We start from the raw sequence: 7,425 nt of genomic DNA, 5'->3' as shown, positions 1-7,425 counted from the left end.
AAAACAGATCGAACAAGTCGCAGCACCCGACAGCTAGTAGCTGTCGAGTTTGCGACTGGTAACCATTTTACGACATTGTATCTTTAATTCGCATGCCGACGCCTGATCGCTGCCGGTGTGCTTTACGTTATGCAAAAAATGACTCAACAACTCGATGAGATGGAATGGCCACCTATTGAGTTTGAGGGCGAGTTATTACCCCCAAGCTTAAAAGCTATTTCCATTCTCGTTAATCATGACTTTTCAGAAAGCACAGGCGATTGGATTTGGCGTTTGCCTCATTGCAAAGATACTTGGAAGGATGGACAAGCCGAGTGGTGTATATCAGCCGCATCTGAGATAATATGCTATCTTCATGATTATCGTGAAGACGTCCTCCGCGACATTGATGAACGCCTTAATTCGGATGGATTCTGCGCGCAGAGAACATTAGATGAGTGGATTATGGCTTTAAGCCGCATTAAGGAATTGGCTGCGAGTTCTGGCGGTCTATGTCGCTGGATCGCCCAGTCAGCAACAAATCCTGCCTAAAAAAACAACAAGCATAACAAGTCGCTGCACCCGACGGAGAGTAGCTGCGCAGCCAGATTTTCTGGTCGTTTAAACCATTCAAACACAGTGAAGTATCCCGCCACTCTCCGCCGGTGAGCTTTACGTTCGCTAAAAAAAATGCCCGTTGAGAAGACAATAGAGAAGGCGAGAGTTGAACTTGATGCGGGCAACGTCCGCCGAGCCAAAGAGATCTTGAGATCGAGCCTCGGGAACTATGGTTATTCTCCTCGGCTTTTTCGAGCATACGCAGATGTCCTTCTTGCGCTTGATGAACCCGCACAGGCGGGACGTTATCTTTTCTTTTCCATCGATATACTCGAGGACGAACATCGAGCGCCAGTTGAGGCGTTTCTCGCTAAGTCGTCGACTGGCGGATACAAGAGTATATTGATGTCGTCCCCTTCTGCAGGCGTTTCTAGACTTTCAGAGCTCCCAGAGTATTCACGACGCAAGCTTGAGGAGCTTGGTGCACCAGAGGATCTCTCAAAGGTTTACTCAGATGCCGGGGGGTGGTGGGTCGCTACTGGTTGTGCTCTCGCCGCAGCTGCCGTGATCTCTTTATCTGGCATTGGCCTCTGGACCGTCATCCGATGGATAATCAACTAAGCGAACAAGTCGCAGCACCCGACAGCTAGTAGCTGTCGAGTTTGCGACAGGTAACCATTTAACGACATTGTAACTTTAATTCGTATGTCGGCGCATGCTCGCTGCCGGTGTGCTTTACGTTCTGCAAAAAATATTGGACAAATCGCATATGGACGTTATCCTGTCCATATGACAGCTATAACTTATACAGCCGCAAGAGAAAACCTTGCTTCGACGATGAGTCAGGTTTGCGAAGATCACGACCCTGTGATTATTACACGTAAGCGAGATCAAGCCGTAGTAATGGTTTCTTTGGAAGACTACGAGTCTTTGCAGGAGACAGCTTACCTTTTACGTTCCCCCAAGAATGCTACGAGGCTCTCAGAGGGGATAGCCCAGCTTGAGAAAGGTCAAGGTGTTGTGAAGAGTTTGGATGAACTACTATGAACATTCAATTCTCTGATCGTGCATGGGAGGATTATACCCATTGGCAGCAGCACGACCGTAAATTAGTTAAAAAAATTAACGCTCTATTGACGGATATTGGCCGAGACAACCCATATGAGGGCATCGGTAAGCCTGAGCCTTTAAAGCATGCTTTTTCTGGGTTCTGGTCTAGGCGTATTACTGATGAGCACAGATTAGTGTATAGAGTGTGTGATGATATTATTCAGGTGGCTCAGGCGAGGTATCATTACTAAAAAAAAGTGGCAGAACAAGTCGCAGCACCCGACAGCTAGTAGCTGTCGAGTTTGCGACGGCAAACGATTTTACGTCATTGTATCTTTAATTCGCATATCGACGCCTGATCGCTGCCGGTGTGCTTAACGTTCGCTATAAAAATGAATGCGGCTACCGAATTAGTTCGAGCATGGGGATCATATTCCGAACTGATCGATGCGTGCTTGAGGAATCTATCTGAGGCTAAAATGCCTGATGAAGCGGATTTCTTATGGTTTGTTCTAATGCCGCAGGAGCTTTGTGGTATGCCGGTGATTGTATGGCCGACTGATCGTGATCAGCAGCAGTACGACGGTTGGCATTTTGAAGAAGATTTGATGGAGTGCGTTCCCGAGGAAGTTGAGTTGCCGGATCTGGCAGATACGCCTGAAAATGTTGAGCGTTTGAGGGACGCGTGTGGGGCTTTTCTTGTGGAGCGTTGGCAGAGCATTACGCCAATGCCTGATCGCCTAGCATACTTTTCGCTATCCGATGACGGTTGGTATTTGTCCCTGAGAGATGGGAGGAGGGTCTCGGCGTGGGAGATAGGGAACGAAATAAGCGAACAAGTCGCAGCACCCGACCGTTAGTAGCTGAGTAGCCAGGTTTTTTAATCTGGTTTACAGGATTGAAACTTATAAACTTGCGCATCTGGCACATCACGGCCGGTGTGCTTTACGTTCGACAAAAAATTGAATCTTTTAGATCCATCTAAGGCTAGATCTGGCGTCTCAAGGCTGTTTCATATCGTATTCTGAGCGTCATTATTCCAGTGGCGCTTTTTTGTGCCTGGACTAACGATGGTTTTCCCCTGAACTGGTAGTAAAGTTTAGTGATTTTATAATGGTTTGATCCAAGAATTTCGGTTTTCATGCCGTCTAGCAGATGACGAGATGGCGTGGTTTTCATTCATTCTGAGTGAATTGACCAGTGGCGGCAGCGTTTCAAGTCTCAAGCATTGGCCGTTTTAGGTTTGTAGTCTGCTCATTTTAAGCATGTTAAGTTAAGGTTGTCCTGTTTAATTCCACTAGAATGGATTGGCAGCGCGGAGAAAATCTGGTCGAACAAGTCGCAGCACCCGACAGCTAGTAGCTGTCGAGTTTGCGACGGCAAACCTTTTTACGTCATTGTATCTATAATTCGCATATCGGCGCATGATCGCTGCCGGTGTGCTTTACGTTCGGCAAAAATATGAGAACAATGATCTTACTCGCTGTTATTTGCAGCATTGTATCTTGCGATTCTCGTCAGGTTGAAGACGGACTCGCCAGTGGTAGCCTTGATAAAACAGTGTATTTTACAAAGCGTGGTGATGGTTCAGTGTTTTACGCGATTTTTCCAAGTCCAATCTGGAAGAGTATTACGACGACTATGCAGAGTGACCCCATTATTCCATCCAAAGGGATTTTGATTCAGCCTCACGTAAAAAATGGACTTTGGGTTAATGGGTCTAGAAAGTATATTCCCACGTCAGGCGGTGCTTTTTATCTTGGCCGATCAGGAGATTTAATCGTCTTGGATGTGTCTCAATCTGATTTGAATATGATAGCTGCAGAGGATGGCATTGAGCTGGCTGAACGTATTCTAGCTGAACAATATAAGGCCGAACAAGTCGAAGCACCCGACAGCTAGTAGCTGACAGGTCAGAGTTTGGCCGCTGTTCATCAGAATCGAAACTTTAAATTTAGAGCTACTGGTACATCGCTGCTGGTGTTCTTTACGTTCGGCAAAAAATATGAACATAGTTTCTGTTAAGAAAAGATTCCCTGTTGTAGGCGTTGTTATTATTTTCTCATGCCTAATGCTCATTGTATTGGGCTTATATGAAGTTCTATCGGGGAAGCTCATGGGTTGGCTGCATATGGCATTGGGTGGATTAATGATCCCTAATTGGACTCATAATATTTGTAGTCAAGTCGTTGCGATATCACTTAACGATGAAGAAATTCGTTTTCAGAAACGTAGGGGTGAGGACTCCGTGGTTCTCTGGGACAAAGTTTTTTACTCGGACCTTCGCCGTAGAGGCATACGTGTCTTTTTCCAAGGCGATGTGAGTATGGCACATGTAGATATTCCTTTTACGATGTTTGATCAGGTTGGACGAGAAGCTTTGATATCGTTAACTGAAACAAAACAAGCCGAACAAGTCGCAGCACCCGACGGCTAGTAGCTGACTGGTCAGGATTTGGCCGCTGTTCATCAGGATTGAAACTTTAATCTTAGCACGACTGGTACATCGCCGCCGGTGTGCTTTACGTTCTGCAAAAAAAACTCAGCACTTCCAGAAAGGTTGATTATTCCGAATCGGCTCGAAGGATGAAACCATAAGTTTGTTCACTCAGTGGAATCATTGGTTTTCTCCGCAAGGCACACGAATTCGGGTGTCACGTTCCATAAGTTGTGAGCAAGAAAGGTTGATTCCGAGTCGCACTTGAAAGGAACCAGAAAAGCGGGGGAAACTAGTCGGCAGAACAAGTCGCAGCACCCGACAGCTAGTAGCTGTCGAGTTTGCGACAGGTAACCTTTTTACGTCATTGTATCTTTAATTCGCATATCGACGCCTGATCGCTGCCGGTGTGCTTTACGTTATGCGAAAAAATAGGCAGATTATTCAAACGGCTGACTATTCCGAATCGGCTCGAAGGATGAAACCATAAGTTTGTTCACTCAGTGGATTCATCGGTTTTCTTTGCAAGGCTAAGTGAATATTCTGATCAGCGGTCAGCAAAATCTGTATTCCTAATCGATCTTGAAAGTAACCAGAAAGGCGGAGGAAACTAATTGCATAACAAGTCGCAGCACCCGACAGCTAGTAGCTGTCGAGTTTGCGACAGGTAACCTTTTTACGTCATTGTATCTTTAATTCGTATATCGGCGCCTGATCGCTGCCGGTGTGCTTTACGTTGGATAAAAAATGATCACTCCTTCAAATCTCCTCGACGGTTACATTCAGCGTTTGGTCGAGGATTTGCCCGATGATCTCCGGGGATTGGCCACGGAGCTTAGCGAGGTCGTGTACTACCCGGAAGCTGTGGATTGGGGGCTGGAAGCCCCACCCGATGTTTGGGCGTTTCTCTGCGACGTTGGACTACCCAAATCATGCCCCACGATGATTGATTTGGATACAGACGCTCAAGATCTAGGGAATTATATAAGGATCGGTAGTACTAATTATGGTGACTCAGTATGCATAGAGAAGTCCAGAGGCGCGGTTGTTTACTTGGAATATGAAGGCTATCACAGTAGACACCAGATCAATACTAGCCCGCTCACGTTTCTGGGTTCCATTTGTGCCTATGACAAGTCGGCACTGCAGGCCACTAGAGAAGCAATCAGGGGCATAGATCCTGATGCTGTTTCCGAGGGACGATGGTGGCATGCTGCAACATTATAAGTAAATCCAACAAGTCGCAGCACCCGACAGCTAGTAGCTGTCGAGTTTGCGACAGGTAACCCTTTTACGAAATTGTATCTTTAATTCGTGTGTCGGCGCCTGATCGCTGCCGGTGTGCTTTACGTTCTGCAAAAAAACTCAGCACTTCCAGAAAGGTTGATAATTCCGAATCGGCTCGAAGGATGAAACCATAAGTTTGATTACTCAGGTTATTCATCGGCTTTCCTTGGAAGGCACACGAATTCGGGTGTCACGCTTCATAAATTGAGAGCAAGAAAGGATGATTCCGAGTCTCACTTGAAAGAAACCAGAAAAGCGGGAGGAACAAATCGGCAGAACAAGTCGCAGCACCCGACAGCTAGTAGCTGTCGAGTTCGCGACGGTAACCTTTTTACGTCATTGTATCTATAATTCGCATGCCGACGCCTGATCGCTGCCGGTGTGCTTTACGTTCGCTAAAATAAGAATATGAAAGCTACACTTATTATCATCTGTTGTGCCTTGCTATTTGCGTGTAACAAGACACCAGAAAAAACAGTTCACAAGCATGTCGGTTCATACGAGAAGGCATATATGACGGTTGAGTATCGTGTGCCGCATAGTGAGGGAGGAGGTAGTGTGAAGACGCTCACTATCTACCCTCCATTCTCAATTGATATTGGTGAGGATTGGCTTGTGATCCAAAGCACATCCAATCACGCCCACAAGAATACGCTGCACCATGCGATAGCTGTTGATAACGTTATCAGCTATAGGATCGCTCAGGAAAAATAAGAGCGAACAAGCCGTTGCACCCGACGGCTAGTAGCTGACGTGTCAGGTTTTGCTGCTGTTTCTCAATATAGAAAATTTAATCTGTTCATCATCGGTTTCATCGCCGCGGGTGAACTTTACGTTCTGCAAAAAAACTCAGCATTTCCAGAAAGGTTGATTATTCCGAATCGGCTCGTAATGTTGGTCACGAATAGCGCTGTTTCTGGTTGATTTCGTTTTCTGGTTTAAGGGCGTTGCTGAAAAATAGCTTTTTGCTCAAGCAATGCTTGAAAGGGGATTCATTATTTTGTGTTTTCGGTTTTCAGCTGTTTGCGAATCGGCATGATTCTCTGCTGTATTGAAAATCTGAGGTTTCTCTTGATTCAGCATCCATTACATCCGTTTATGGCGGTATGGGGAGCTTTAATGATTATTGTCCATGTCAACCTGACATGCGCTTGAAAGCTCCTAATAGGATTCACAGCATGGAGAATTTAGTTACATTTTCTTCTGCTGTTTATGACAGAGCTCTGGATCTTCGAGTCGTTGGAAGGCGATAAAAACAACAAGCAGAACAAGTCGCAGCACCCGACCGTTAGTAGCTGAGTAGCCAGGTTTTTCGGGTGTTCTACAGGATTAAAACATTAACTCGCCCATCGACCATTCCATCACGGCCGGTGTGCTTTACGTTCTGCAAAAGATTGGCACCGCATTCAAAAACTTGATTAATCGGTATCGGCTCGAAGGATGCTCACGATGAATTCGTTGATCACACGACGGCATGATTGATGGATTCCGAATCGCTCACGATGGCTCGAAAGACGCATACGGTCGGGGCAACGTGAATGAAAATGGCACATCGCTCGTAGAAGAGAACAACCAGCAGAACAAGTCGCAGCACCCGACCGTTAGTAGCTGACTGGCCAGGATTTCTTTGGCGGTTCTAGAGAATTGAAACTTTAATCAGCCCACCAACCGTGAGATCACGGCCGGTGTGCTTTACGTTCGCTAAAACAAGCATGCACGCCGCATTCAAATAGTTGATTATTCCGAATCGGCTCGAATAGCGGGATTCGTTGAGCGGGGGAACCCGAGGTTTTCATCTAATACTCTGAACGTAGTGGAAACTCGGATGTCATGTGCCATCGTTGCGCCCTCGAAAGCAACAAATCCTGTGAAGTAAACAACTGAGCGAACAAGGCGCAGCACCCGACAGCTAGTAGCTGATTGGCCAGGGTTTGGCCGCTGTTCATCAGCATTGAAACTTTAAACTTTGCGCATCTGGTACATCGCTGCCGGTGTGCTTTACGTTCTGCAAAAAAATGAACTGTTTTCTCAAAATCATACTTTTTATTTCGATTGCTTCAAACTGCTTAGGCTCTGTTGCCCCTACTAGGGTTTCGGTCGTTAATATTGAATTT

At 46.1% G+C, this 7,425-nt stretch carries 8 protein-coding genes and 1 pseudogene; all 9 read left to right on the top strand.

Going from position 1 to position 7,425, the window contains the following annotated elements; all coding sequences use genetic code 11:
- The first annotated feature begins 129 nt into the window (after positions 1-129).
- The gene (locus HW115_RS19160; RefSeq protein ID WP_178935180.1) at positions 130-531 is read left to right on the top strand and encodes a hypothetical protein; all 402 of its coding nucleotides are present in this window, start codon (positions 130-132) and stop codon (positions 529-531) included.
- A gap of 138 nt (positions 532-669) precedes the next feature.
- A complete protein-coding gene (locus HW115_RS19155; protein ID WP_178935178.1) occupies positions 670-1,158 on the top strand; it encodes a DUF6584 family protein in 489 nt (162 codons plus the stop codon).
- A gap of 168 nt (positions 1,159-1,326) precedes the next feature.
- Positions 1,327-1,584: a type II toxin-antitoxin system prevent-host-death family antitoxin gene (locus tag HW115_RS19150; RefSeq protein WP_178935176.1), complete on the top strand. Its 258-nt coding sequence runs from the start codon at positions 1,327-1,329 to the stop codon at positions 1,582-1,584.
- On the top strand, positions 1,581-1,838 hold the full coding sequence (locus HW115_RS19145; RefSeq protein ID WP_178935173.1) for a Txe/YoeB family addiction module toxin: 258 nt from the start codon (positions 1,581-1,583) through the stop codon (positions 1,836-1,838). Before HW115_RS19150 ends, HW115_RS19145 begins: the two co-directional genes overlap by 4 nt.
- A 141-nt stretch (positions 1,839-1,979) precedes the next feature.
- Complete coding sequence (locus HW115_RS19140) at positions 1,980-2,447, top strand: hypothetical protein (RefSeq protein WP_178935171.1); 468 nt, start codon at positions 1,980-1,982, stop codon at positions 2,445-2,447.
- Between the two features lie 601 nt (positions 2,448-3,048).
- Positions 3,049-3,489 carry a hypothetical protein gene (locus tag HW115_RS19135; RefSeq protein ID WP_178935170.1) on the top strand — a complete coding sequence of 147 codons (441 nt, stop codon included), beginning with the start codon at positions 3,049-3,051 and terminating at the stop codon, positions 3,487-3,489.
- 103 nt (positions 3,490-3,592) lie between these two features.
- Positions 3,593-4,024 carry a hypothetical protein gene (locus HW115_RS19130; RefSeq protein ID WP_178935168.1) on the top strand — a complete coding sequence of 144 codons (432 nt, stop codon included), beginning with the start codon at positions 3,593-3,595 and terminating at the stop codon, positions 4,022-4,024.
- 1,695 nt (positions 4,025-5,719) lie between these two features.
- Complete coding sequence (locus HW115_RS19120; RefSeq protein WP_178935164.1) at positions 5,720-6,025, top strand: hypothetical protein; 306 nt, start codon at positions 5,720-5,722, stop codon at positions 6,023-6,025.
- Between the two features lie 368 nt (positions 6,026-6,393).
- A pseudogene (locus HW115_RS20365) lies at positions 6,394-6,564 on the top strand (DUF6966 domain-containing protein); the annotation flags it as partial.
- Positions 6,565-7,425 lie beyond the last annotated feature (861 nt).

The organism is Oceaniferula marina (assembly GCF_013391475.1).
Taxonomy (GTDB): domain Bacteria; phylum Verrucomicrobiota; class Verrucomicrobiia; order Verrucomicrobiales; family Akkermansiaceae; genus Oceaniferula; species Oceaniferula marina.
Note: the sequence above shows the minus strand (reverse complement) of the source record. Positions and strands in the feature narration are given on the sequence as shown.